Below are 24,118 nucleotides of genomic sequence, written 5' to 3'. Positions count from 1 at the left end.
AGAAGGCATATTTTGAAGAATAGTCCGTAGCTGCGATGATATTGGCGGATGCACTATCCAAATGGAGATGCGGATATGGAGTTCTCGTCTATTGCTTTCCTAGGAGGTGCAGTTGTCGCGCTTGCATCGATTTATTTCCTAATCCGTCGTGTAAGAGAACATCATTCGGCGCATGTGTTCGGTCTTTGGTGCGTATTCTCATTTTCATTTGTGATTGCGTCCGGATTGTTCGCCTTTATCTATGTTGAAGTAATATTGTATAGAGCTTCGTCGCTTGGAGGCGCTCCTGGAAGCGTGATTCTATTTATTTTCAATGCGGCGCTGGATGTACGAGAAGAGTTTTACCTGATCTCGGCCATAGGTGCTGTGCTGATCCTGCCTCAACTGATCGCCTATTGTATCGCGGGAATCTTCGGCTGCGCCCGTTTCCCTGGAGTACTCGTATGGATCGATGAGTTCATTGCGTGGACCCTGATCAAGTTCTTCGTCGTACTTGGGGGAATCTTGGGCGCCCAAGCGATCTTCGCACTCTATGGCCATCCGTACCGTGTTCCCGCCGAGATTCCATCGCGGCTCTTCTATATGGGGCTTTTTACCGCTCTTTCGTTCCTGATCTTCTTTTTCATCACGGCCAGAGAAACCGTCATATCGCATGTCAAGCAGTTGCGGCTTTCGACCTGGCTCGGAAAAGTCCACGCTCACATGACAAGACATGCGGGACACCAAGAGGAGGCGGATGGATCTTTGGACGACGCGATTTTCGAGTATGTCGAAAAACGGCTGGTCGAGCGCCTCGACAACAGAATGAGGAAGGCCGAGGAGGCCCCAAGATAAGGCTCATCATTCGAGGTTACTCGAGCGGCAGCTGATATTCAACGAGTGCAAATCTATTCAGGTCGGGTCGCACCCACAGATGCATCTCCGTCGTGAGGGTCTACTGTCATGACAAACAACTGGAGAAATATTATCATCCGCACTGCGTTACTCGGATTGTTGGTGTGTACGAGGTTGCTGACATGTTCGGCATCGGCGACCGCTCAGGAGCGATCGGTGACACTCATTTCAGCTGACAAGGTTCGGGTAAAAATAACATCCGACTCGCCGACGCTACCGGTTAGTATCGATGCGCGATCTGTGACAGCATTGGTCGACGGTGGACCGGTCGGGTTTTGTGACGGACAGAACTACACCGGGACCTGTTTCGCAATTCGAAACAAGCGCGTTTTTTGTGAACTTTCGTACTGCTTTGACGGGGCGCCTGATTGGAGGAACCGGATTCGATCCGTCAAATTTGGATCACAATAAAAGCTCCAAAGGAGCCTGCTGACCGCGCAGTGATAGATTACCCGCCCTGCCGAGCGCGCCATGCGAACTACCGATCCCGGAGATGGGGGCCGTCGATCCTGGTCGATGGGATCCTCCGGATCTCGATCGAAAGTGGCCCATCGATCTGGATGCTCTCAAGGGTCGAGCTTTAGACACTCCCGTTTGAAACGCTTCTGGCCTACTTCCATGCGGCCGCTGATCGACGGGAAAATAGCGAGGTCGACGGTTCGATTCTCATCAAGGCGGTCACCTTGCAAAAGTTATAGCAGACGTTGACCGATCATTGGTTGCATTTGGCAAGACGAGCACAGTCACTCGCCTGTAGATATACGACCGCAGCACGATGGGATTCTTGTGACTCATGCGACCTTGCCAAGCAAAGTTGTAGCCCGCGGGCATCACCTGCCGATCTGGTGGGGTTTGCCGTAAGAATCGTATGAAGCTCTCGCCCTGTCGCCACCGACCAAGCTGAATCGTCACCTCGCATTCCCATCGTCAATAGCAACTAAAGAAAAATTTCTTCCGCAACATCAGACGGGAGTATTTGGCGGGTACATGGATCGCAGTCGGGCTTTTGTGGCGTCGTCACAGAATGCCGCGCCGATGGCATCGTAAGTTATAGCGCGTCCGGTTTCGCGCAACGCTTCGATCGCTCTCGAATATTCTCCCCCGATATTGGTCTCAAAAAATGGGGGATCGTCGGTTCCAAGGGCAATCAGACATCCTGCCTCACGAAGCCTTCGAATAGGATGATCCGCGAGGCTGTGGTAAAGCCCAAGAGCGAGATTGCTGGAAAGGCAAACTTCAAGAGGTATGCGGGTATCGGCCAACTGCTTAAGTACGGCCTCGGACTCGGCCGCCCGAACGCCGTGGCCAACCCGGCTTAACCCCAGTTTCTCGATCGCTTCCACTACGGTGTCCGCGCCGAGATGCTCGCCGGCGTGCGCGGTTGCGAGCAGCCCTTCCGAACGCGCGATCCGGAAGGCCTCCGCGAATTCCCCGACGGCGAATTTGCGTTCGTCGCCTGTCAGGCCGAAACCGACGAGGATTTCATTCCTGCGGGCCACCGCAATGCGTGCGGCGTTCAGCGCCGGATCGGGTCCCAAATGCCTCACAGCGGTCGCTATCATTCGGCAATCGATCCCGTGAAGCTCGAATGCCTGATCCCGAGCGGCCGAGATTGCAAAGAGCTGATCTTCGAATGGGACCCCGGTTCGCATTAAGTCGGGCGGAGACAGCATGAACTCGACATACGTTGCGCCGATTAGTGCCGAACCTCTCAGGTAATCGTATGCGACTTCTTCTAGATCGCGTGCGGTTAGTATAACCGAGGTCAGGCGGTCGTAAGTCTCAAGGAAAGACGTGAAATCGCGCCAGCCGTACCCGCGAGCTTGGAGGGTACCCGCCGGCACCGCCACACCATTGCGCGCTGCGAGTTCTGCGATTTTTGGGGGGCGCATTGTACCCCGCAAATGAACGTGCAAATCAAGCATAGACTCTATAAGTCGAATTTAATATCAGAAGTTGCGGTGACTTATGGCGCGATCAATCCGAAGAAACCGTTAATGAAGATACGTTTTCTCTCCAAAAACCCTCACAAGATCGCGGAGGCGACGAAGATACTCGGCCCGACTGGCGTCGAGGTTATCCCGGTGAATCTCGCGATCGACGAATTGCAATCCAATGATACAGAATGGATCGTGAGGGACAAGGCGCTTCGGCGTTCGAAAAACTGGGCCATCCGCTCTTCATTGAACAGACCGGGCTTTTTTGAGCCGTCTCCATGGCTTTTCGGGCGGGTTGACCCAGGTCTTCTGGGACACCGTCAAAGCGGCCCGCATGTGCGATTTTTGGGTCCGGCGCGGACACGGGCGTAGTTGCCAGGACGCGGATAGGTTACTGCGACGGCCGGAGGGTCCATCAATTTGAGGGCGAAATCGCTCGGAATATCGCACCGGAGCCCAGAGGCGATCGTGCATTTCAGTGGGACTGCGTCTTCATTCCGGAAGGCCACGGCCAAACCTTCGCCGAAATGGGTGAGAGAAAGAGCGAAATATCGATGCGTCGCCGCGTTCCGCCCCACTCCGGGCGAGCCGGGCGACCCAACGACACCAATGCTGGATCTGATAATCCTTGTCATAGGAGCCTTCGAGGCTTTGGCTAAGTGCTGTATCGAGAGTCGCACGAGCGCGTTTAGTGTCGCCGATTTCGATCCAATTCCTAGCGAGTAAACACAATTCAGTTAGCCGCTCTTCCAACTCCCACGAGGCATCTATGGACGCTTTAATTTCGTCCAAATGCCGGTAAGTGCGCGCCACATCCCCATCGATACGATATGCGAACATAACAACTTGGCGGCGACTCGTCGCCGGCAAGGATATGTGACCGGGCGGCAAAGCCTGGTACCATTCACTCACGAATGCCGATATCATCGCTTCAAAGACCGAACGGCCGTGGGCCTCGGCGGCAGACAATAGGTTTTGGTAGAGAACGTTCAATGCATGGCCGATAATATACCAATTATGCCAGTTGAATGGCTCACGCGAATCCCGCCTGCGAAAGGTAATGACCGGTGCAATCCTGTGCAGAAAGATGCACTTGAAGATACTGGTCTTTCGGCAATTGCCTCACCCTATAAAGTCGCGATGACAACGAGCAAGCGCTGAAATAGTACCAGGCCTTCGTCTCGATCTTTCTCGGGAAAAGGGATAGTTGTCGGCTCAAGCGCGCGGCCATCGCGCGCGCCTGGCGAAACAAGGGTTCGAAGGGCCTGAAGGCATGCGAGCCCGGATCGCGAAGCTCTCTGACTGTGAGGGGTGAGCGGCAAAGCTCCAGATAGTCTTCCGCCCGATCTGACAAAGCGGGTATTTGGGAGAGAATATCGGCAAAGGTGGCTGCCTCTTGAATCGACTGGTGGCCAGGGGGAGCGCTTCAAGGACCGCGTGCATGGCTGAGATTGGATCTCCAACTGTCGAGATGCCGTCTACGAACAATCGAGCAGATCGAAATGCTAAACGCAGTAGAACTTTTTGGCCAATCGCGGATTGGCCGAGCAATGTCGCCAACTCAGCATAGGTGACCTCGCTCCGCGCATCCTGAATGCCAATTCCAAGCTGTGTCAGGAGCTCGATCTGGGCAGCCTCGTCTGCCTTGGGGTCATCAGTGCGCGGCGGCCAATCAGGATGAGACTCTGCGGCGGGGGTGTGACGTAGGGAGGGCGTAGCCCGACTGGAGTTACATCCCCGGCGCGGCGCAATTTTTCGGCGTCTCATGATCGCGGTCGGCCCGCTACGGTGGCGGTTTTCTGGAATGGAGAACCACCTTTGTGCCGGGTCGCCATGTAACCGATCATCAGATGAGATTATTCATGAAGTACCGACAAACGCATTCTGTTGAGGTCGCCGCCGCGAAGGCGTCGATCAGCCGGGCGACGGCTTTCCGTATGGAGAAAGAGCAGCGCCTCCCGTCGCAAAACAAACCGCCGCGCGGTCGGCGTCGCCCCGATCCGCTTGAGCATATCTTTGATGCAGAGGTCGTTCCACTCCTCAAGGCCGCTCCCGGCATTCGTGCTGTTGCCGTTTACGACGAGATGCTGCGGCGTCATCCGGAACTGCCCGAAGGCATTCGCCGCACGCTTGAGCGGCGCGCCCGCATCTGCAGGCGCTTCCCGATCGCCGCACCACCGACTTCGAAGAGGTGGTCGTCACCGTGTCGCGCACCGGCGGCTTCGCCTTGCGCAAGGTCTTCTACACCGTCCCCTCGCGTTTGATCGGCCACCGGCCGCGTGTGCGTCTTTTTGACGATCGCCTCGACGTCTTCATCGGCGGCACGCATCTACTGACCTTGCCACGAGGTCGCGCGCATGCGAGTGGCAAGCACGATCAGGTCGTCAACTATCACCACGTCATCCACTCTCTGCGCAAAAAGCCGATGGCGCTTCTCAACCTCGTCTATCGCGACAAGCTCTTCCCCCGGCCGGAATATCGAAGGGCTTTCGACGCTCTCATCGAGCAGCTATCTGACCGGCAGGCTTGCAAGATCACCGTCGAACTGCTGGCGCTGGCGCACCATCGCGGCTGCGAGCGTGAACTGGCCGAGGAGCTTGCCAGAACGCTCGACGCCCACAAACTGCCTGACCTGGTGGCTTTGAGAACGGCCTTCGGCCCGGACCCCGATCAGTTGCCGACCGTTCATGTGCAGCTCGCATCGCTCAATGGCTATGAAGCCCTGATGGGGGCTGCCTACGCGGGAGAGGCAGCATGAAGAACGTCCACAACACCATCAACGAAGCCCGCCTCGGCATCATGCTGAATGAGCTCCGGTTGCCCAATGGACGCAAGCATCGTGCCACCAACGCTCGGCCTTCTTCCGCCGAGGAGTTGAATGTCGAGCCCTCGCGAATACCGACGGTGGACGGCAAGACTCCGAACGCGCGGTAGATGTCGAAAGCTGACCATTTCCGGCTGCTTAGCACCTCAGAGTCAGCCGCAGAGAAGGTCAATGGCGGGAATTCGCGCCTCCAGACAGCACGATTATCGAATTGGTATTCGCTGCTCCGACAAACTTCTCCTTCAAGCCGGCGCAAATCCGGTTCGCGTCTGCGTCGGGAAGGTCAGTCTCGTACGAGAGGATGCCGGCCGAGCGGAAGCTATTTTCAGCCGCCTGGCCAGCGTTCGCTTCCTGGCTAACCGCTATGCCCATGGACATTGCGGCGAGAGAAATAGACGGAAAAGGGAATGCCGCGCTCGCGCCAATCGCAACGACAGCAACGAGCGACATTGCCAAGACCAGTCGCTGAAAGAGCGTCAACCGAACCCACCTCACAGAGTCTTTTCCATAAGTGTTCATTTGTGTCGAGATTTCGCCCAACTTTGCATTTCATCGCAACCCTGCCGGGATGTCGATATCGCACATTCGTCAATGGGTTCTCTGCCACTGAATGGATCAGCCTCAAATGCAAATCTGGGTCAAAGCGTTGTAAAACATTCTCACCTCCGATCGAAAAATTTATGACTATGTCGGCACGCATCGGCTGAGGAATATGGGCGTTGCTTGCTCCGGCGACTTGGACACTGCAACCGCCGTCTCGAAATGGTTCGCTGCTCTAGGCTGGCGACTGGCGGAACCCCGTCATTTACCCAGTTTTACCCAAACCTCTGACGACTCTCGTATCTGCCTCTTCTTCGCTTGGATAATCATACGTCCGGCGAACCCGGGATTGGAGAGGGCGAGCCGAGATCAATCTGGCTGAGTGCCGAGGGAGGAGAGAATGACCAATATATTGAGTGCCGCGCGTAGCAGTGCGGTACGCACTGCAAGTGGTGTTGTACTTGCGTCCATACTGATGGCAACGACAGGTGTCGTTTCGTCTGCCGCTGCCGCCGACAAAATAAACTGGCGCCAGTTTGAAGGAACGACCATCACCTGGGCCTACGACATTCATCCCTATGCCGACGCGCTGGCTGCGAAACTGCCCGAATTCGAAAAGCTGACCGGCATCAAGGTTGTGCCGGAACTTTACCCCGACGATTCATACTGGAACAAGCTGACGCTCCAATTGACGACGAAGTCTCCGGCGTGGGATGTCGTTGGAACCGGGATTCAGCCTGCTTGGGACTTCGCTCCTGGTGGTGCGCTCGAGCCATTAGACAATTATTTGAACGATCCGAAGCTGACCGATGCCAGCTACGACTATAACGATTTTTTCCCCTCGCTTCGCAAAGCGCTGACATGGAAGATGCAAGATGGCCAGATCGCGTCAGGTCAGGGCGGTAACGTGTGGGCAATCCCACATGCGTTCGAAAACATCCAGCTCTTCTACCGCAAGGACATTCTAGACAAATACAAGATCGCTGTGCCGACGACTCCGCCGGAGATGGCTGCCGCCTGCGACAAGCTGAAGGCGGCCGATCCCTCCATTACGCCGCTCGGCGTTCGTGGTGTCCGGTTCTGGAGCAGCATTCATACGGCGGCCGTTTCGATTGCGAGCTCTTATGGGGTAAAGGACTTCACCAACAAGGACGGCAAGCTGGACACCGGCCTGGACTCGCCTGAATCGATCGCCTTCCACAAAGACTATGTAGACATGATCAAGAAGTGCGCGGCACCGTCCTTTGCCAACGATAACTGGTACCAGGTCGTCGATGGCATTTCGTCCGGCCGCACCGCTATGGCGATCGACTCCAACATGTTCGGTTTTTGGAATGACGTTGCCGGCCAGCCGGCCTCGGGCAAAATCGCTTTCGCTCCGCCTCTCCATGCGCCGAATGCCAAAAACTTCGAATCCAACATCTGGATCTGGTCGCTTGCGATGAATTCTGCATCGCAGAAGAAGGGAGCCGCGTGGTTGTTCATTCAATGGGCAACGTCGAAAGACGTTGTGCTTGCAGGTGCCGTCTCCGGCAAGCTCGTTAACCCGCCGCGGACCTCGGCCTGGAACGACAAAGCCTGGCTTGACTATGCATCCAAGCCCGAATTCAACAATTTCGTCGAGAGCTTCAAGACGACGCAGGATCGCGCTACGCTGGCCTTTACCGCGCGTGTCGGTTTTGGCGAGGCGATGAATGCTTGGGCGGTTGCCATGCAGAAAATGGTCAACGGTGACGACGTGGAAACGACGCTGAAGGCACTGGCCAAAGAAATTCGCGCGGGGCTATGAGCCAAGAAGGCGGCAGCTTGCGGCTACCGCCTTTCGTTACCACGGATGGAGACCTCAATGACAGCTCATGTTTCGGAGACAGCGATAGCTGTTCGAACCAGCGCTCACGAAAAAGCGCTACAGACCGAAAAATCTGAAGGCCCGGCCCAACAGATTGACTGGTTCAGTTTGGTCGTAATCGCTCCAGCCGTTTTGATCCTGCTTGGCTTCCTTCTTCTGTTTTTCTACGGCGTCTATCAGTCACTGACAGACCTTCGTCTTGGCCGGCCAATCGTGCGTTTCGTGGGTCTTGCGAACTACGCCGCGCTGATGAATACCGCTGACTTCTGGAACAACGTCAGGGTGACGGTGACCTATGCCTTGTCTGCCGTGTTGCTGCAGGCGCTGTTGGGCCTGGCGATCGCAAAGCTCTTTGCATCCGGTGTTTTGCTCGCACGTTGGCTGAGACCAATCATCCTGCTGCCTCTTGTTCTTCCGCCTATGAGCGTTGCCCTCATGTGGACAACGATGATGAACCCGCAAAGCGGTGTCCTGAACTATCTGCTCTCGCTTGTTGGCCTTGGGCCGTTCGCATGGATTGCAGATCCGGCGACCGCATTGGTATCGGTCATCCTGATCGATGTCTGGACCTACACGCCCTTCTTCGCGCTCATCATCTTCGCAGGGCTCCAGGGCATTACAGACGACATCCGTGAGGCGGCTCGCATCAACGGCGCAAAAGGCTGGGCAACTTTCTGGCGGATCGAACTGCCGCTTGTCGCTCCGTACATTCTGATCGCTGCGGTTTTCCGGCTGATCGAGTCTTTCAACCAGTTCGACATCATTTTCGGTACGACGCAGGGCGGTCCGGGCGATGCCACGGCGGCGCTGTCGGTCCAAGGCTACATAACCGCATTCCAGAACATGACCTTTGGTCGAGGCGCTGCCTTGATGGTCGTTAACTGGCTGATTGTTCTGATCGGCGCGTTCCTGACGGTCCAGGCTTGGCAGGCCGTCCGCCGCCGGGTGAACTGAGGGAGGGAACAATGGAATTTACACGCTCACCGATCACCACGGTTATCGTCAACGCACTCGTTCTGCTCTGCGCCTTCATTCTTGCGTTCCCGCTCGTCTGGATCCTGATGATGTCGCTCAAGGCCCAAAACGAGGTCATGGCATGGCCGCCAACATTCATCTTCACTCCGACGTTGGAGAACTTCCGGGTTCTTTTCGATGTCGCCCAAGCGGGAGCGACCAGCTACGGGACCATCAAGGTTGATTTTCTCAGTCCGATCATCAACAGCGTCGTCGTGGCGCTCGGAGCTGTCGTGGTGTCGTTGATTGCAGGCGTCCCGGCGGGATACGTGCTTGCTCGACGTGAGATCCCCTTCAAAGAAGACATTGCCTTCTTCATCCTGGGTTTCCGCTTCGCCCCGCTCCTGCTCGTGGTCATCCCGCTTTTCAGTCTGTTCCAGTCGCTTGGCCTCTACGATACCTACCTCGGCATGATCTGGGTGTACCAGGTGATCACATTGCCGATGATCGTCTGGCTTACGCGTTCGTATGTTGAGGATATTCCCAAGGACATCGAAGAAGCAGCCGCGATCGACGGTGCAAAACCGTTTCGGATCGTTCTTCACATCGTCCTGCCGCTCCTCAAAACGGGCCTTATCGGCGCCTCTCTACTCGTCTTCCTGCTCGCCTGGCACAATTTTGCACTCGGCCTGATGCTGAGTTCGACCAAGGCGCCGGTGACTGTCGCACTTCTGAAGCTCCTCAATCCGGGCGTTCAGTTCTACCCCGTCATGGCGGCGGGTCTGGTCGTCACGATGATCGTTCCCGTCATCCTCATCATCGTCGGGCAACAGCATCTCGAGCGCGGCCTTACTTTCGGAGCGGTCAAGTGAGATCGGCACCCCTAATCTTCTTTGGTACGACGAATCTCGATCTATGCTTCAACGTCGAGCGGCTTCCTACGCTGGGCGAGAGCCTTATCGGGTTGCTTGTCCGGCATCCAGGCGGAAAGGGTGCAAACCAGGCGGTCGCTGCGGCCAGGCTGGGGTTGAAACCGAAGCTCTTCTCCCGCCTTGGCGATGACGAGGCCAGTGGTCATCTAATGCTGTCACTCGCAAATGCGGGTGTCGATACAAGCGTGGTTCAGATTGCCCAGGCAGAGGTGTCCGGCTCGGCGCTGGTCATGGTGGGCGATGATGGCGGCAACATGATCGTCATCGACCCGGGCGCCAACGCAAATGTCACGCCTGAACTGATCAACAAGGCGGCTGCCCAAATCGAACCAAACTCGATCGTCGTAGCGGAGATGGGACTGCCAATCGAGGCCTTGGAGCAACTTTTCTCACTAAAAGCTCAGCTCGGGTTCCGGCTCATATTCAATCCTGCGCCTGTGAGACCAGGATTGTCGCGGGCCGCATGGTCGGCGGTCGACGTCGTTACCCCAAATGAGTCGGAAGCCTACGAGCTCACGGGAATAGAAATCGACAGTCAGGAGGCAGCTGCTAAAGCTGCCCAAGTCCTGCTCGCGCTTGGGCCGAAGGCAGTGCTCATCACGCTCGGAGAACGCGGCGCCTTCTACGCTGATGGGGAGCAGACATTTCTTGTCCCGGCCTTTCCGGTCGTCGTGGTAGACACGACGGCGGCGGGCGACGCCTTCAACGGTGGCTTTGCTGCTGCGCTTGCAAGAGATGTTCCTGTTCGCGAGGCCGTCCGCCAGGCAATGGCCGTCGCTGCGCTTTGCGTCACTCGACGCGGCGCCCAGGCGTCGATGCCGACCGCGGCGGAGGTCGATGAATTCCTCTATCACAAAACTTTATTGGAGATCCGATGACGTCCCCTCTTTTCTCAATGCCAGGCAATACCGTTCTCGTAACCGGGGCGGGCGGCGGAATTGGAGCAGCCATCGTGGCTGCCTTCCTGTCAAGCCGCGCAAACGTGATCGCCACCGATGCCAATGAGGACGCTTTAGGGCGTGCCCTCGCCAAGGTGGAAGGCGGTGAGAACGCCGTCACCATGTCGATGGATGTCACCAGCGAAAAGGACATCGAGCGCGTCATGGATGCCGTCGCTGAACGCTTTGGCCATCTCGACGCACTCGTGAACAACGCCGGCATCAAATCGGCGGAATCCTTGCTGTCGGGCGACAAGGCCAAGATCGATCGTACCATGGAAATCAATTCCGGGGCGGTCCTCCTTTGCTCGAAGCTTGTCGTACACCGCTTCATGAAGGAGAGTGGCGGCCGCATTGTTAACATCGGGTCCTCGCTGTCTTCGCAAGGCGCCGTGTTCAACTATCAGGCGGGCGGCGCGGATTACTGCTTTTCCAAGGCGGTCGTCCATGATCTTACGAAGCTGCTCGCCTACGAGTGCGCTCCCTTCGGTATCAACGTAAACGGCGTCGCGCCGGGCATCATTGATACCCCGATGCACGGCCGTCCGCGCGAAGAGACGGAAGCGCGCCATGCCGGCCGCATCCCTCTTGGCCGTGTCGGCTCGCCTGGAGACGTCGCGGGGGTTGCGGTCTTCCTCGCAAGCCCTGCATCTGCCTACATCACCGGGCAGATCGTGCATGTAAACGGCGGGATGTTGATGAATGGTTGAGATCTCGCATGCCCTTGATTGGCCGCTCGTGCAGGGCGTCATTTCCGACCTGGACGGTGTGGTTTACCGCGGCAAGACAGCCATTCAAGATGCGGTCGAGACCTTCCAGGTTTGGCGCGCGGCGGGAATCCCTTATTGCTTCGTCACCAATAACTCGACCCATTCGGCCAGGGATGTCGTTGCCAAGTTGAATGGCTTTGGCCTGGATGTCACCGAGGACAACGTCGTCACATCGGCTGTAACAGCGGCTCAGTTGATACGCGAAAAACATCCTGCCGGAACACGCGTCTATGTGATCGGCGCGCCATCGCTCAGGCAAGCGATCACGGACGCGGAACTCGAAATCACAGATGAAAAGCCGGCTGTCGTGATCATGGGGCTGGATCGGGAAATTACCCATGAAAAGCTGCGTATCGCTGTTGACGCAATCCTGAGGGGAGCCTTGTTGATGGGTACCAACCCGGACCTGCTGCTCCCTACGCCGACCGGCTTCGAGCCTGGCGCGGGGGCGATCCTGACCGCAGTTGCGGCGGCTGCGCGTGTTAAGCCCGTCATTGTTGGCAAGCCCGAGGTCCATATGATCGAAGCTGCGCTGACGCGGCTCGGAACCGACAGGGTGTCGACACTGATGATCGGCGACCAGATACCAACCGATATTCAGGCAGGAAAACGGGCCGGGCTCTGTTCCGTTCTTGTGACGACCGGCGTGCCGCCGGTCGATGATCCGTCGCTGCAGCCACCTGATTTTGTCATATCCAGTCTGAAGCAAATACCGTCGGCGCGCTGAAACGGCGCCCGGAGATGACAATGGGAGGAAAAAATGGCTGAAGTCCGTCTCGAAGGAATCCAGAAGGCTTATGGTGCCGTTGGCATTCTGCATGATATCGACCTTGACATCGCCCACGGCGAGTTTGTGGTATTTGTGGGGCCATCTGGTTCCGGTAAATCAACGCTTTTGCGTATGATTGGAGGCCTGGAAAAGATATCCGGCGGAACGTTGAAGATCGACAACAAGGTGGTCAACTCGGTCGATGCCGCTGACCGCAATCTCGGCATGGTGTTTCAGAGCTACGCGCTTTATCCGCATCTGACCGTCCGTGACAATCTGGCATTCCCGCTTCGGATGGCAAAGTTGGGTAGGGACCAGATTGCAGCTAAAGTGCGCGATGCGGCAGCGCTGTTGCAGATCGAGCATCTTCTCGATCGCAAGCCGAAGCAGCTTTCCGGTGGCCAAAGGCAGCGTGTTGCAATAGGTCGCGCGATCGTTCGTGAGCCCAAGGTATTCCTGTTCGATGAGCCGCTTTCCAATCTCGATACTGAGCTGCGGGTCCAGATGCGCGTCCAAATCGCCAAGCTCCATCGTCAGCTCGGGAATACTATGATCTATGTTACCCATGACCAGGTCGAGGCAATGACCATGGCAGACAAGATCGTCGTTTTGAAGGATGGCCATATCGAACAGGTCGGCAGCCCTCATGATCTTTACCACCGACCGGCAACACAATTCGTCGCAGGCTTTATTGGGTCGCCACGAATGAATTTCCTGCCCTGCAAGCTGAAGGCCAAGGAAGAGGGGCGCGGAGAAATTGAGCTTAGAGATGGATTGTCCAGCTGGCTTCCTGTGCAGGCAGAGGTGGTTGGCCCTGGAACCCCACTGACGCTGGGGATTCGTCCCGATGATTTCTTGGCACCATCAGGCCGCCCCGGCGAATTGATCGTGGAGATCGATGTCGACTTCGTAGAACACCTCGGGAGCGCAACCTACCTTTATGGGACTGCGCTAGGAGAGCATATTGTGGCCCGTTCGCCCAATGGTCACTTCCATTCCGGAAGAGGAGGGCGCGTTGCACTTGTGGTTGCGGCGTCCGACTGTCACGTGTTTACTTCGGAGGGAAAGGCTTTGCCGCGTCTGGAGGCACCGAAAAGCTGGAGTTGATTATCGCTTCCCGATGCATGATCCTGCCGGAAGCACAAAATTCATGAAGTGAGACGACCATTTCCGGGATCCGGCAGTTTCTGAGCAATTCTCGATCGTTCATGCTGGGAGCCGCGATCGGCTCAGGCATGACGGCGCGCGCCGCTGAGCGCGCCGGAGCCGATTTCGTCCTGGCGCTGAATGCAGGTCGTTTTCGCGCAATGGGCGGCTCTTCGCCGGCGTCGGTTCTTCCCATAAGAGACAGCAACGCTTTCGTCGCGAGCTTCGGCCGCTCTGAAATCCTTCGGAGCACCCGGCTTCCGGTGTTCTTCGGCGCCTGCACCTTCGATCCCCGGCTCGATCTCGACGACTTCCTGGACAAGCTTAAACGGTGGGGTTTTGCAGGGGTCACAAATTTCCCCTCCGTCATCCATTTGGATGAGCACCGACGGAGCGTCCTCGAAAGTTGCGGGCTCGGATATGCCCGTGAAGTCGAGCTGCTGGTCAAGGCGGCACGACGCGGCCTCATGACGATTGCCTACACGCGGACGCAGGCGGAGGCCCGGCGGATGGTCGAAGCGGGCGTCGAAGCGATCAGCATGAACTTCAACCTAAACCCGGCGGAGACGGGCTTATCGTCTTCCTCGATCGGCCTTGCGGAATTGGCTGCGCGCACGCGCGACATCGCACGCACCGTTCACGCGGTTGATCGCAATGTCGTTTGTCTGCTCGGAGGAGGTCCCATCACCAAACCCGAAGAACTGATGGATGTCTGCCGCGAAACCGGCACGCAGGGTTTCATTGGTGGATCGTCACTCGATCGCGTCCCCCTCGAGACGTCGGTTCTTGAGATGACCTCGGGCTTCAAGACCATCAACGTGCTGCGGGAAAAGGTCGATCTGCTCGAGCGGCAGTTGCAGCTCAACGGTTACCAGCATGGCATCGTCGCGCGCTCAGCTTCCATGAACAATGCGCTGGACGCGGCCAAGCGTCTGGCAAGTGGTACGAATCCTGTCCTCATTGTTGGTGAGCCAGGCACCGGCAAGCGGCGCGTTGCGTCGCTTGTCCATTCACTGGGCGCGCATAAGCATCGCAAGCCGGTCATTTTTCCCTGCCGACCATCTCCCAGAAATCAGAATACCGTCGCCCTCTTCGGGTTGGAAGCGGATAGGGATACACGGCGTCGCATCTCCGTATTGGAAACCGCAGCGGGCACCTCACTCATTCTTCTCCACGTGAACGATCTTTCCGTAGAGAGTCAGGAACAGCTGGCAGACTTTTTGGAAACCGGTACGTTTACTGCATTCAATGGCATGGTCTCGACACACTCGGACGCGAAAATTATCGCGTCCTGCACCGTGCTGCCAGGCGGCGAAGATGGCTCATTGCCGTTGACGGCGCGGCTGCGGTCCGTTTTTGCCGGGCTGGAAATCAGCCTGCCGCCATTGCGAGACCGCCTTGAAGATCTGCCCGCGCTCGTTCATCACTTCACGGTGGAAGCGAAGGGAGATGCAGGAACTGTGCCTTTGGCAATTGGGAATTCAGCTTTCCTCGCGCTTGCCAGCCATCACTGGCCAGGAAATGTTCGGGAACTGAGGCAAGTCGTCGAGCAACTGGCCACATTACCACCGAACCTTCAAATCACAGCGGATCGTCTGGAGCCGATCATCGGCATCAAGGCCGTCCCGAAGGAAACGGTGCGGCTTTCCGAACGTGAGTGGATCGTCGAAGCTTTACGACGCAATAAGCTGCATCGCGGCAAGACGGCTCAGGCGCTCGGCCTCTCGCGCAAAACCCTGTACAACAAGATCCGGAAACTCAAGATCCTGAATTAGCAGGCCGTCCCATCAAACGCTTCACCGGCCGGGGAAACCGGTGCAGGCTTCAACGACCAAAGGGAGGCCGGGAAGAAACCGGCGTCAACGAGGGGCTCTAGGTCCATCCGTGCAGCGAGACGCCGCGATAGAGCGTCGGGAGGGAAATAGATCATCCCGTCCAGAAGGTCTGCCAAGCGATTGTTCACATCGGCCATTTCCATCCTGGATGATCCGGTGTGTACGATCCCGAGCCCATTGTCGTGAAACCACTTCATACGATCGATTTCTAGTGTGTTGCTAGCCCCGGCTGACCCGGCTGATTGGACTCCTTCCACTAGCGATGCCGGCGGGAAATTCACGACGCCCGCGAAACCCTTGTCCTTGAGTAAGTCGGCAAGATCTTCCCACAGCGTAAAAGGGTCGATCATCAAAACAGCGGCGTAGCAGCGGCTTCTGGCCGAAGCCATATCGCTTAGCGCCCTGAAGAGTTCCGCATTCCAGTCCACTACCGGCAGAGTCGCCATTGCGATCGGATAGGCCGGGGGTAGGGCTCGAAGCGAAGGTGCAAATATGCAGACGTCGGTCTTTCCCGCGCCTGCCATCGCAAGCTGCCCGACGTGATCAACAATCGTCCACATACCCATTTTTACCCAACTCTCGTGTGGCGCGCGATTTGGCACGGCGACCGTCTCTTCTAAAACTGGCTCAAAATCGCTCAAAGCACGAGCGCGCACAAGGGAGGGCGGTTATGAAACGTGTATGCCGAACGGCGCCCATTCAGTGCCAACGGGGGAAAGCGTCGTGAGCCAGTCAAAGCGCGGAAAGGACGCGGTGGCGATCGTCGCGACCATGGATACCAAGCAGGCAGAAGCATCTTACGTGTCGGATATCATACGCGCCAGCGGCAGGGGCGTCGTGTCGGTCGATGTCGGTACATCCAGCGTCGCCGCCACAAGGTCGGCGGACCCGGCGGCACTCCTTGCCGATATCGGCCGCCGCGCCTGCGCTTCCGTTAACGTGCTTTTCGCAGAGGGTCGCATATCGGCGGTAATCGGTATTGCTGGCGGGAAAGGAAGCGGAGTATTCGGTGAAGTGGTCGCCGATCTTCCCTTCGGCTTCCCCAAGCTTCTTGTTTCAAGCGCACGGCCGGCGCTGCTTGCCGAACTCGCTGCCAAAAGCGACATCCTTCTGTATCCCACCCTTGTCGATCTTTTCGGTGTTAATGGCTTCACTGCAAGGATCCTGACCAACGCCGCACACGCGATCGCGGCCATGCAATACAAGCCGCACGGCCACGAGCGGCGAGAAATAGTCGCGATCACGGCATTCGGAGTAACAACGCCAGCAGTAAATCAGTGCGTGCGTCTTCTATCCGAGAAAAACATTGAGGCGATCGTCTTTCCCGCGAACGGCTCTGGTGGCCGAAAGATGGAAGCGTTGATCGATGCGGGTGAATTCGATGCGGTTCTCGACCTGACGACGACGGAACTCGCGGATGATCTCTCCGGTGGTATGGCAAGCGCAGGCCCGGATCGTCTAACGGCAGCCGGTCGCAGAGGCATTCCGCAACTGATCGCACCCGGCGCCGTCGACATGGTGAACTTCGGTATTGCCTCCAGTGTGCCGGAACGGTTCTCGAAAAGAAAATTCTACTCGCATACACCCTACACAACGTTGATGCGGACGACGCCGGCGGAGACCTTCGAAATCGGTCGCCGCACCGGGCTGAAGCTCGCTGCAGCAAAAGGAGTCGCTTGTGTCCTTTGGCCCTCTGAAGGGGTCTCCGACTATGATCGCCATGGCGCGGTCTTTTACGATCCCGAGGCAAATGCAGCCTGGCTATCAGGGCTGAGAAGCACGTTGCCTCCTTCGGTCATCGTCCAGGAAATTCCCTGTCACATCAACGATCCAGCATTCGCGGCGGCCGCGGTCGGCTGGATTCTTCAAAACATCGAAGAAGAGGTCGTCCCCGATGAAAATGTTTGAGCGTTCGGAAATCCTGGCTGCGATCAGCGAACAGACGTCAAAAGGAAATCCCATTCTTGCCGCTGGCAGCAGCTGCGGTCTCGTTGCCAAGTGTGCCGCTCTTGGTGGAGCTGATATGCTGGTTGTCTACAGTACCGGCTTGTCGCGGCTGATGGGACTTCCTACCAGCCGGATCGGCGATTCCAACGCACGTACGATCGAGATGGCCGCGGAGATACGCAATGTCGTCTCGACTGTCCCTGTGGTTGGCGGCATCGAGGCATGGGACCCAATACGCCTCGACCTCGACAGGCTTCTGGATCAGTTCTGGGCGGCGGGGTACTCCGGCGTCATCAACTATCCGACGATTTCGACCATGGGAGACAGATGGCGCGACCGTCGCGGTCGCGTGGGCCTGGGCTTTGACCGGGAGGTCGAGATGATTGCGCTGGCACGCAAGAAGAACATCTTTTCTTTGGCTTATGTTGCCTCTGCGGATGACGCCGCGGCGATGACTGATGCAGGAGCGGATTGCATCGTGGCTCATGTTGGAGCGACGCGTGGCGGGCTTGCCGGCCACGAGGAGGGCCAAGCCATCCAGGAAGCCATATTGAAGATCAACAGGATCAACGATGCGGCCAGGGCGGTTCGGCCGGATGTCATCCTGCTTGCGCATGGGGGAGCAATCGCCGAGCCCGCGGATACGGCCGAGGTTTATCGGTCAACGGATTGCGTCGGCTTCGTCGGCGCCTCATCCATCGAGCGGATACCGATCGAAAGAGCGGTACAGACGGTTGCGAAGGCCTTCAAGGCCGTGCCGATAATTCGTTCCTGATCTTCACTCCAATCAAGTCGTATTCCGAGATAAAAGATGTCCATCATCGCCACTCCTGTATCCTCTGTACAATCGGTCAGCCCCGAATGGGACGCGGTCTACGACGTCATTTCCGTCGGAAGTGGCGCTGCTGGCCTGTCCGCTGCTCTGTTTGCCGCTCAGGCCGGTTTGAAGGTCCTTGTCTGCGAAAAGTCGCCGAAAATGGGCGGAACCACTGCGCTCTCTAACGGCATGATCTGGGTTCCTTATTCGCCGCAAGCCGTGGCAGCGAAAGTCGAGGACAGCATTGAAAATGCCCGAACTTATCTCAAGAACGAGCTCGGAAACTACTACCGCAATGATTTCGTCGATGCGTATCTGACCGATGGTCCGCGGGCGCTTTCCGAAATCGAGAAGGGGACGGATGTGAAGTTCACGCTTGCGTCGGCCCCCGACTACCACTCAAGCCAGGTGGGCGGTGTCGATTCAGGAAGAGCATTGAGTCCGGCTCCCTACGACGGCCGCTTGCTTGGCAAGGATTTCGACCTGGTTGGAGATCCTATCCGCGTCGTTCTCGGTGGCATGATGATATCCTCCGGCGAGGTCGGGAAGTTCCTTAATCCGCTCAAGTCGCTAGACTCGATGCGGCATGTGCTCGGCCGCGTCGGCCGTTATGCTCGAGACCGGCTACGCTATCGGCGCGGCACTGAGCTGAGCGGCGGCAATGCGCTTATTGCCCGTTTTATAACCAGCCTTCGCAAGCGCAAGGTCGACATCTGGACACAAGCGCCATTGGTTCGCCTCATCATGGAGAACGACCGTGTTACCGGCGTTGTTATCAGGCGCGATGGTCGCGACCTCCGCGTTAAGGCTAAACGCGGCGTCGTCCTGGCAACAGGCGGATTTGCACGAGACGCCAAGCTGCGAGCGGCGCTCAGCGGTGCGCACCAGCACGATGATACTCTTGCACATCCAGATGCGACCGGTGACGGGATCAAGCTTGCGACGGAACTGGGCGGTGCTATCGACAACAATGTCGCGAGCGCCGGCTTCTGGACGCCGGTTTCATTACTGCATGGCAAAAAGGGTCAAACGCAGACTGTTCCGTATGGATGGCTAGACCGCGGACGGCCTGGCGTCATTGCGATCGGTCCGAACGCGCGACGTTTCGTGAATGAATCCAATTCCTATCACGACATCTGCCTTGCGATGTTCCAGAACGGTTACCCGGTGGACAAACGGTTCTATTTCGTTTGTGACCACGAGTTCTTGAGGAAGCGAGGCATGGGCCACCTTCTTCCGTGGCCATGGACGCTCGGAACAAGATCTTACGAGCGTGTAAATTATATCCAGGTCGCAGCAACGATTGCTGACCTTGCGCGGAAGATTGGGGTGGATCCATCTGAGCTGGAAAGGACCGTGTCTGAGCACAACATTCATTCAGAAAGAGGTGTTGATCCCTACTTTCAACGCGGAGAGGCCGCTTTCAACCGTATGCTGGGTGATCCATCGGTTGGAAAGCCCAACCCGAATCTCGGTACGATAAGCAAGGGTCCGTTCGTCGCGCTGCGTATCGTAGCGGCGACCCTCGGAACCGCGACCGGGCTTGCGACCGACACTTCGGGTCGGGTTCTGAATGCTGAGGGCGTTCCAATTCGAGGGCTCTACGCGTGTGGCAACGATGCGACATCCCTTATGCGTGGCCTTTATCCCGGAGCGGGCATTACCATCGGTCCGGGAATCGTTTTCGCTTACCGGGCCGCCCGCACATTAGCAATGAACGCCCCCACGTGAGCGTCAAATATCGAAAGTGACGATTAAGCCTCTGCACAGGTACCCGCAGGGACCTCCCAAGCCCCGTGCAGAGCAGTTGACCCCGTAGTTCTTCTACGGGGTCAACTTCGGTCACCAATCGCCCACTGACGATGATTGCATCAACCGCATCGGTGCGTCCACCCGATGCTCGAGGGTAGGAGCTGGCTGATGGAAGGTGTCCCTTATGCGGAAGCCCTCGAAAGTCACGGCGGCGATATGCCGGTTCCGAGCTGCGTCGGCGCGATGCGATCGCCATGCTCACGGCTTAATTCCATCGTCGTGTCGTTCAGCCAGAGCGATCGCGCCGCTTCTTTGAACGCACAGCGCGGAATCTTAACCCAGCACCATACGGACGGCATGGTTGCAGACTTTAGGGGGAAATTTGTTCGTGTCTTGCTCGGAATGGCCCCACTTTCGCAAAAGTTGGAGCCTCCGGCAAATCCTATGCGGTTCGGAGCTTCTTGACCAACTCGCCATTCCGCTGCTTCGGTGAGCCGCCTCTCATTGGGCGCCGAAGCGTGGAAATCACGATTGACGAACCTTGCGGCGCGGCGATGGGCAAGACGAGCCGCCCCTGCTTCATCAAGCCGTTGTGCAGCTTCGAACACTCATATCAGGTGTCGGACTACGCAAGACAAAGCGTTGGATGTGCGGAGCTTCGGGAGTCGCGCCCTGGTCGGGCGAGCCGAGATTTCAGGGGCTGGCACGGTGTTTGCTTTACGAAGGCTGGCACCATTCTTCACGCTTCGGCCACTGGAAAGATGGGCTGTGATGAGCGCTGGACATTGTTAAGAGAAGAAGTGATTTATGTCAGGTATTGCGGCTGCATTCCTACCCCCTTCGACCGACTTAACGGTAACGGCCTTTGATCGGCTCAAGCAAATGGTTCCGAAACTTTCACATCGCGGACAGGCGGAGATTACTATTGCCGCTTTCATGCAAAAAGACGGACTTCGATATTCGAAAGCACCTCAATCATCGTACGATTCTCTATGTTTTCAGCACTATGAACGGGATCCTGCATTTAGGCCGCATGTGGCAATCGCCAATCTCCATAGCCGGGGTGACCGACCCAACGATTTTGGTGAGGTTGAATCAACTCCAAAGAAGCCCGGCACCAGCCGCCCCATAGCCATCGCTTTAGATGGAGCATTGGTGAACGGCGGCAAACTCAGGGCGGAGTTGCTTGCCGAAGGTCACATGCCAGCCGACGACACGGATGCTGAGCTCTTGCTCAACTTGATTGACCGGTCATTTAATCGAGACGGTCAGCTGTACGGCGCGCCCACCGACTACGAAAACACCTTTCGTGACATCGATCACCGTATCGATGGTGCGATAACATTACTTCTCCTGGACGGGGAGGGAAATCTGATTGCATATCGCAATCGGCCTGGTTTGCGGCCCTTGGAAATTATGCAATTGGACGATGGATCCTTTCTCTTTGCGTCAGAAAACTGCGCGTTTGCGGGTCTAAAGGGGGAGCTTAGGCAACTTTTACCCGGCCACATCATTAATATCGACGGAAAAACCGGATCCTGGGCTGATCATTCCCTGAGCGGCGGGCCATACAAAGCCAGACTCTGCGCCTACGAAGCCCTCTATCTAGGGAATCCGGATTCATCGATCGAAGGACAATCACATTTCCAAACTCGCTACAACATCGGGCTCGCCCTCGGTCACTTGCTTGCGCAGCGACTACAAAAAGAAAAATGCAGTGCGCCCGCAATCGTTTCCTCTATGCCGCACACAGGAGGGCCATATGCTGACGGGCTGTTCGCAGCTCTCGCTGAAAGCGGTGTGTTAGCCGAGCGCCGGGAAGTCGTCGCGACACAATTCACTCAGCGAACTCTTATTGGAGCTGCCAGTCAGCGGAAGGCACGTATCGCTGAGAAGTATCGGCTCTCGCAAACTGAGCTGACGGAACGAACTATAGTAATCGTAGATGAGGCGCTCATTCGTGGCGACACCAGTCAGGCTGTAATACGTATGCTGCTCGCCGCCGGTGCCACGGCTGTACATTGGGCGATTGGCTCACCGCCTATCGTCAGTCCGAACTACTACGGCCTCGGCATTGAAACACTCGAAGAGTTGGTATTCTGGCGTGTGTGGAAAAAATTGCCCCCCGAGCAGCGCTCGAGAACCCTGCGCTTTCACAAGATGGAGCCGGAGGCCCTCGAAACGATCGAGAGTAGTACTGCAGCGTCCATCAAAGCAGCCACGGTAACATATTTGCCATTCCCAGTTCTGGTATCGCTGCTGCCTTGCCGGCCGGACGGCTTCGATTTGTCGCCGTTTACGCTTGAAATGCCAACCGGTGCGGGACAGAAGCGAGCGGACAGAAATCTGCGTCAACTAATGGCCGATCTTCCCGATTCGGAACCAATCCACGCTTGAGGTCAGATCATGAAACCAGTTTTAGTATTTGATTGGAATGGCACACTGCTTGATGATGCCTACGCAGTGCTTCAGACGACTAACATCATCCTGAATCGGTTTGGTCACGCACCGATCAACATAGATGCGTTTCGCAAACATTGTGATGTTCCATTTTCTCTTCTTTACCGCAGGCTGGGAATGTCGGAGGACGATGTTGCGGCTGTGGACCGCGACGGTAGCGCTATCTTTCACGAAACCTATGAGCCACTCGCGGGCAAGGCTGATCTACGCGAGGGTGCCCGCGCAATCTTGGAGTTAGCGCGTCGAGAAGCAGCGTTGGCCATCATCGTAAGCAATCATATCGTCGCCCCGCTGCGCTGCCAGTTGCAACGACTCGGGATCGACAAATACATCAATGATGTACTGGCGTTCGAAAGTCGCACCACCCAATACAAATCGATGAGCAAAGGAGAGCGGCTTCGACTATACATGCAGGAAAACGACATCAAACCCGAGTCAACGTTCATAATCGGTGATATGCCGGTCGAAACAGAAATCGCACGCCAACTCGGACTTGTAAGCGTATCCATAACCGGAGGATTTGTTTCGGAGGCACGCCTGCGGGCGGCGCATCCAGACCACATGATAAACAACCATCATGAGTTGCTGCCGATCTTGCAGGGGCACGGAGGTTTTAGGACTGCCTAGTCTAACTTGGAACGATGGCCGACATCCGCCGCGAGCGCTTACCCCTTGATTTTTGGCCTCCAAACCTCGATGTCGGGTGCAAACCGAGACCAATTCGAATGACGGGAAACGCGATGAGCGACCAGGCAAAAGACGAACGCACGTCCGAAGATATGGAAGGCACCCGGGCTTCCGGCGAGCGTGCGGAAGTTGGCGGCGGCGATCACGAAGCGCTTGAGCGGCGGCTGAAGGAAAACGAGGAACTGAAGGACCGCGCGCTGCGCGTCGCGGCCGAAATGGAAAATTTGCGGCGGCGCACCACGCGCGACGTGCATGATGCGCGCACTTACGCGGTGGCCAATTTCGCACTCGACATGCTGTCGGTGTCGGACAATCTGCGCCGCGCGCTCGATGCCATTCCGGCCGAGGCCGAGGCCTCCGGCGATGCCGGCTTCAAGGCGCTGATCGAGGGCGTCGATCTCACCGAGCGCGCCATGCTTTTGGCGCTGGAACGCCACGGCGTGAAGAAGCTTGCGCCGGAGGGCGAGAAGTTTGACCCGAACTTCCACCAGGCGATGTTCGAGGTGCCTAACCCGGAGGTTCCGGCTGGCACCGTCGTCCAGGTGGTGCAGCCAGGCTATTCGATCGGCGATCGCGTGCTGCGGCCGGCCATGGTCGGTGTCGCCAAGGGTGGGCCGGAGGCAGGCGCCGGGTCGAAGGTCGAGCCAGGCCCGGTGAACGAGCTGGCCGAGAAGGTGCTTGATAGCGAATAGGGAAGCTTGCTAACGACCGCACAGCTTCGTTGTATTCACTAGGCGGTGGTGACGATCTAACGGCTTTGGATTGAAAGCGCTCACGCGCGGTGCTAATAAAGCAAGAGCGCCGATGATCTCCACAGCTGCCGTTACATAACGGAATGCCTGGCCCAATCCTATTTGCTCAAAACTCTCCACCATCATCGGCACCGAGGCCAATTTGGCTCCGGCCGCAGCAACAAAAGCCAGAGCGAGTAGAACCTGAAGGATCCAGGCGGTGATATTGGAGCTTCTGTTCGAGGCGGGATAGTTCGAAATTTGCATCATGACTTACCTTCACTTTGATGGTATAAATTTTCATCTAAGTTAAAATAGCTGACCGACATGAGCGCG

Annotated in this window: 22 protein-coding genes and 1 pseudogene; 18 read left to right on the top strand and 5 right to left on the bottom strand. The window is 57.0% G+C overall.

The annotated features are described in order from the left end of the window. Positions 1 to 75 precede the first annotated feature (75 nt). Positions 76 to 834, top strand: a complete 759-nt coding sequence (locus PY650_RS26665) for a hypothetical protein (protein WP_285882599.1) — start codon at positions 76 to 78, stop codon at positions 832 to 834. A gap of 1,022 nt (positions 835 to 1,856) precedes the next feature. Here the strand turns inward: PY650_RS26665 and add are convergent. After that, on the bottom strand, positions 1,857 to 2,786 hold the full coding sequence (gene add, locus PY650_RS26660; protein WP_285882598.1) for an adenosine deaminase: 930 nt from the start codon (positions 2,784 to 2,786) through the stop codon (positions 1,857 to 1,859). Positions 2,787 to 2,798: 12 nt separating this feature from the next. Between add and PY650_RS26655 the strand changes: the two genes are divergently transcribed. The 3 genes and pseudogenes from PY650_RS26655 to PY650_RS26650 all read left to right on the top strand — a co-directional run bounded on the left by PY650_RS26655 (position 2,799) and on the right by PY650_RS26650 (position 5,589). After that, positions 2,799 to 3,203, top strand: a complete 405-nt coding sequence (locus tag PY650_RS26655; RefSeq protein WP_285882597.1) for a Maf family protein — start codon at positions 2,799 to 2,801, stop codon at positions 3,201 to 3,203. After that, positions 3,173 to 3,490 (top strand): non-canonical purine NTP pyrophosphatase, encoded by a 318-nt coding sequence (locus PY650_RS37480; protein WP_432761591.1) that lies wholly within the window; start codon positions 3,173 to 3,175, stop codon positions 3,488 to 3,490. Before PY650_RS26655 ends, PY650_RS37480 begins: the two co-directional genes overlap by 31 nt. Positions 3,491 to 4,651: 1,161 nt before the next feature. After that, positions 4,652 to 5,589, top strand: a pseudogene (locus PY650_RS26650) (hypothetical protein). Here PY650_RS26650 and PY650_RS37475 read toward each other — a convergent pair. Continuing rightward, positions 5,537 to 5,800: a hypothetical protein gene (locus PY650_RS37475; RefSeq protein ID WP_432761590.1), complete on the bottom strand. Its 264-nt coding sequence runs from the start codon at positions 5,798 to 5,800 to the stop codon at positions 5,537 to 5,539. The pseudogene PY650_RS26650 and the gene PY650_RS37475 sit on opposite strands and share 53 nt — an antisense overlap. A 23-nt stretch (positions 5,801 to 5,823) precedes the next feature. Beyond that, on the bottom strand, positions 5,824 to 6,195 hold the full coding sequence (locus PY650_RS26640; protein ID WP_285882595.1) for a phage portal family protein: 372 nt from the start codon (positions 6,193 to 6,195) through the stop codon (positions 5,824 to 5,826). Between the two features lie 400 nt (positions 6,196 to 6,595). On the opposite strand from PY650_RS26640, the gene PY650_RS26635 reads away from it, so the two are divergent. The 8 genes from PY650_RS26635 to PY650_RS26600 are packed head-to-tail and all read left to right on the top strand — an operon-like array spanning position 6,596 to position 15,328. Next, complete coding sequence (locus tag PY650_RS26635) at positions 6,596 to 7,984, top strand: ABC transporter substrate-binding protein (RefSeq protein WP_285882594.1); 1,389 nt, start codon at positions 6,596 to 6,598, stop codon at positions 7,982 to 7,984. Positions 7,985 to 8,041: 57 nt separating this feature from the next. Continuing rightward, positions 8,042 to 8,998, top strand: a complete 957-nt coding sequence (locus PY650_RS26630) for a carbohydrate ABC transporter permease (protein WP_285882592.1) — start codon at positions 8,042 to 8,044, stop codon at positions 8,996 to 8,998. Positions 8,999 to 9,009: 11 nt separating this feature from the next. Next, a complete protein-coding gene (locus PY650_RS26625; RefSeq protein WP_285882591.1) occupies positions 9,010 to 9,870 on the top strand; it encodes a carbohydrate ABC transporter permease in 861 nt (286 codons plus the stop codon). Next, complete coding sequence (locus PY650_RS26620; RefSeq protein ID WP_285882590.1) at positions 9,867 to 10,808, top strand: ribokinase; 942 nt, start codon at positions 9,867 to 9,869, stop codon at positions 10,806 to 10,808. The genes PY650_RS26625 and PY650_RS26620 overlap by 4 nt, the downstream gene beginning before the upstream one ends. Continuing rightward, positions 10,805 to 11,578: an SDR family NAD(P)-dependent oxidoreductase gene (locus PY650_RS26615; protein WP_285882589.1), complete on the top strand. Its 774-nt coding sequence runs from the start codon at positions 10,805 to 10,807 to the stop codon at positions 11,576 to 11,578. Before PY650_RS26620 ends, PY650_RS26615 begins: the two co-directional genes overlap by 4 nt. Beyond that, on the top strand, positions 11,571 to 12,365 hold the full coding sequence (locus PY650_RS26610; protein WP_285882588.1) for an HAD-IIA family hydrolase: 795 nt from the start codon (positions 11,571 to 11,573) through the stop codon (positions 12,363 to 12,365). The genes PY650_RS26615 and PY650_RS26610 overlap by 8 nt, the downstream gene beginning before the upstream one ends. A 33-nt stretch (positions 12,366 to 12,398) precedes the next feature. Next, positions 12,399 to 13,514, top strand: coding sequence for an ABC transporter ATP-binding protein (locus PY650_RS26605; protein ID WP_285882587.1), 1,116 nt, complete (start codon positions 12,399 to 12,401; stop codon positions 13,512 to 13,514). 59 nt (positions 13,515 to 13,573) lie between these two features. Next, entirely contained in the window at positions 13,574 to 15,328 is a 1,755-nt protein-coding gene (locus tag PY650_RS26600) for a phosphoenolpyruvate hydrolase family protein (protein WP_285882625.1), read from the top strand. Here the strand turns inward: PY650_RS26600 and PY650_RS26595 are convergent. After that, positions 15,325 to 16,029, bottom strand: coding sequence for a hypothetical protein (locus PY650_RS26595; protein WP_285882586.1), 705 nt, complete (start codon positions 16,027 to 16,029; stop codon positions 15,325 to 15,327). The two genes, PY650_RS26600 and PY650_RS26595, sit on opposite strands and share 4 nt — an antisense overlap. Before the next feature lie 82 nt (positions 16,030 to 16,111). Between PY650_RS26595 and PY650_RS26590 the strand changes: the two genes are divergently transcribed. The 6 genes from PY650_RS26590 (at position 16,112) to grpE (ending at position 23,743) form a co-directional block, all read left to right on the top strand. Next, entirely contained in the window at positions 16,112 to 17,296 is a 1,185-nt protein-coding gene (locus PY650_RS26590; RefSeq protein WP_285882585.1) for a Tm-1-like ATP-binding domain-containing protein, read from the top strand. Beyond that, a complete protein-coding gene (locus tag PY650_RS26585; protein WP_285882584.1) occupies positions 17,283 to 18,110 on the top strand; it encodes a phosphoenolpyruvate hydrolase family protein in 828 nt (275 codons plus the stop codon). The genes PY650_RS26590 and PY650_RS26585 overlap by 14 nt, the downstream gene beginning before the upstream one ends. A 36-nt stretch (positions 18,111 to 18,146) precedes the next feature. Then, entirely contained in the window at positions 18,147 to 19,883 is a 1,737-nt protein-coding gene (locus PY650_RS26580; protein ID WP_285882583.1) for an FAD-dependent oxidoreductase, read from the top strand. A gap of 828 nt (positions 19,884 to 20,711) precedes the next feature. Then, positions 20,712 to 22,301: an amidophosphoribosyltransferase gene (locus PY650_RS26575; protein WP_285882582.1), complete on the top strand. Its 1,590-nt coding sequence runs from the start codon at positions 20,712 to 20,714 to the stop codon at positions 22,299 to 22,301. 9 nt (positions 22,302 to 22,310) lie between these two features. Continuing rightward, a complete protein-coding gene (locus PY650_RS26570) occupies positions 22,311 to 22,991 on the top strand; it encodes an HAD family hydrolase (protein ID WP_285882581.1) in 681 nt (226 codons plus the stop codon). Between the two features lie 113 nt (positions 22,992 to 23,104). After that, a complete protein-coding gene (grpE, locus tag PY650_RS26565) occupies positions 23,105 to 23,743 on the top strand; it encodes a nucleotide exchange factor GrpE (RefSeq protein WP_285882624.1) in 639 nt (212 codons plus the stop codon). A gap of 9 nt (positions 23,744 to 23,752) precedes the next feature. On the opposite strand, the gene PY650_RS26560 is transcribed toward grpE, so the two are convergent. Beyond that, positions 23,753 to 24,052: a DoxX family protein gene (locus PY650_RS26560; protein WP_285882580.1), complete on the bottom strand. Its 300-nt coding sequence runs from the start codon at positions 24,050 to 24,052 to the stop codon at positions 23,753 to 23,755. Between the last annotated feature and the right edge of the window lie 66 nt (positions 24,053 to 24,118).

It is taken from the genome of Martinezella calliandrae (assembly GCF_030272695.1).
GTDB classification, from domain to species: Bacteria; Pseudomonadota; Alphaproteobacteria; order Rhizobiales; family Rhizobiaceae; genus Rhizobium; species Rhizobium calliandrae.
Note: the sequence above shows the minus strand (reverse complement) of the source record. Positions and strands in the feature narration are given on the sequence as shown.

What these genes read in the sequence shown, in the direction of transcription:
- PY650_RS26655 (WP_285882597.1), top strand. Translation starts at nt 2,799, where the DNA reads ATGAACGTGCAAATCAAGCATAGACTCTATAAGTCGAATTTAATATCA.
- add (WP_285882598.1), bottom strand. Translation starts at nt 2,786, where the DNA reads ATGCGCCCCCCAAAAATCGCAGAACTCGCAGCGCGCAATGGTGTGGCG.
- PY650_RS26630 (WP_285882592.1), top strand. Translation starts at nt 8,042, where the DNA reads ATGACAGCTCATGTTTCGGAGACAGCGATAGCTGTTCGAACCAGCGCT.
- PY650_RS26625 (WP_285882591.1), top strand. Translation starts at nt 9,010, where the DNA reads ATGGAATTTACACGCTCACCGATCACCACGGTTATCGTCAACGCACTC.
- grpE (WP_285882624.1), top strand. Translation starts at nt 23,105, where the DNA reads ATGAGCGACCAGGCAAAAGACGAACGCACGTCCGAAGATATGGAAGGC.
- PY650_RS26585 (WP_285882584.1), top strand. Translation starts at nt 17,283, where the DNA reads ATGAAAATGTTTGAGCGTTCGGAAATCCTGGCTGCGATCAGCGAACAG.
- PY650_RS26570 (WP_285882581.1), top strand. Translation starts at nt 22,311, where the DNA reads ATGAAACCAGTTTTAGTATTTGATTGGAATGGCACACTGCTTGATGAT.
- PY650_RS26635 (WP_285882594.1), top strand. Translation starts at nt 6,596, where the DNA reads ATGACCAATATATTGAGTGCCGCGCGTAGCAGTGCGGTACGCACTGCA.
- PY650_RS26575 (WP_285882582.1), top strand. Translation starts at nt 20,712, where the DNA reads ATGTCAGGTATTGCGGCTGCATTCCTACCCCCTTCGACCGACTTAACG.
- PY650_RS26560 (WP_285882580.1), bottom strand. Translation starts at nt 24,052, where the DNA reads ATGATGCAAATTTCGAACTATCCCGCCTCGAACAGAAGCTCCAATATC.
- PY650_RS26665 (WP_285882599.1), top strand. Translation starts at nt 76, where the DNA reads ATGGAGTTCTCGTCTATTGCTTTCCTAGGAGGTGCAGTTGTCGCGCTT.
- PY650_RS26610 (WP_285882588.1), top strand. Translation starts at nt 11,571, where the DNA reads ATGGTTGAGATCTCGCATGCCCTTGATTGGCCGCTCGTGCAGGGCGTC.
- PY650_RS26615 (WP_285882589.1), top strand. Translation starts at nt 10,805, where the DNA reads ATGACGTCCCCTCTTTTCTCAATGCCAGGCAATACCGTTCTCGTAACC.
- PY650_RS26605 (WP_285882587.1), top strand. Translation starts at nt 12,399, where the DNA reads ATGGCTGAAGTCCGTCTCGAAGGAATCCAGAAGGCTTATGGTGCCGTT.
- PY650_RS26580 (WP_285882583.1), top strand. Translation starts at nt 18,147, where the DNA reads ATGTCCATCATCGCCACTCCTGTATCCTCTGTACAATCGGTCAGCCCC.